At 66.1% G+C, this 901-nt stretch carries 1 protein-coding gene; it reads left to right on the forward strand.

The annotated features are described in order from the left end of the window. Window positions 1-113: 113 nt before the first annotated feature. Window positions 114-800, forward strand: a complete 687-nt coding sequence (locus C2U58_RS19725) for a glutathione S-transferase family protein (protein WP_102947330.1) — start codon at window positions 114-116, stop codon at window positions 798-800. Window positions 801-901 lie beyond the last annotated feature (101 nt).

The following is a 901-nucleotide window of genomic DNA, read 5'->3' on the forward strand; positions in this document are numbered from 1 at the left end:
TCCGCCACCTGGGCGACTCAGGGGGCGAATTATGCGGATCGCCCCAAGGTCTGTCAACGCATTCTGCAGCGGCGATAGGCATACTCGGCCGACACCGATGGTCTGGAGGTTCCATGGCATTGCCGATCCTGCACGCCCACCCGCTCTCGTCGTGCTGCCAGAAGGTGGTGATCGCCGCCCATGCGCTTGGCAGTGCCCTCGACCAGCAGCTGCTCAATCTCGGCGACCCCGCCCAGCGCGAAGCGCTCGATGCCCGCTCCCCCGCCGGCAAGATGCCCCTGCTGGTCGACCAGGGCAGGGCAGTGGCCGAGACCAGCATCATCATCGAGTACCTGCAGCAGCACCACGCCACCGACGGCGCGCGCCTGATTCCACTCGACCCCGATGCCGCACTCGCCGTCCGCTTCTGGGACCGCTTCTGCGACTTCTATCTGATGACCCCCATGCAGGCGCTCACCGCCGAACTGCTCAAGCCGGAAGAACGCCGCAGCGAAGAAAGCGCCGCAGCCGCCCGCGCGCTGCTGCTCAAAAGCTACGCCGCACTCAACCGCCAGCTCGAGGGTCGCACCTGGCTGGCCGGCGAAGACTTCAGCATGGCCGACTGCGCCGCTTCACCCGCGCTGTTCTATGCCATCGCCTATGTGCCGGTGCCGGACACCGAACGACATCTGCTCGCCTACTTCGAACGCCTGGTGGCGCATGCGTCGGTGGCAGCAGCGGTGGATGCCGCACGCCCTTGGTTCAAGTATTTTCCGGGTCGAGCGGGCCTGGCGTCGCGGTTCTACGTCGCCGACGCGTGACGCGCAGCCGGGCAGGGCCCGGCTCTACCCCGCGGATCAGGCATGCGGATCAAACATGCAAACCCCGGATACGAAAAAACCCGCTTTCGCGGGTTTGATCA

Source organism: Stenotrophomonas sp. VV52 (genome assembly GCF_002893095.1).
Lineage (GTDB): Bacteria > Pseudomonadota > Gammaproteobacteria > Xanthomonadales > Xanthomonadaceae > Stenotrophomonas > Stenotrophomonas aracearum.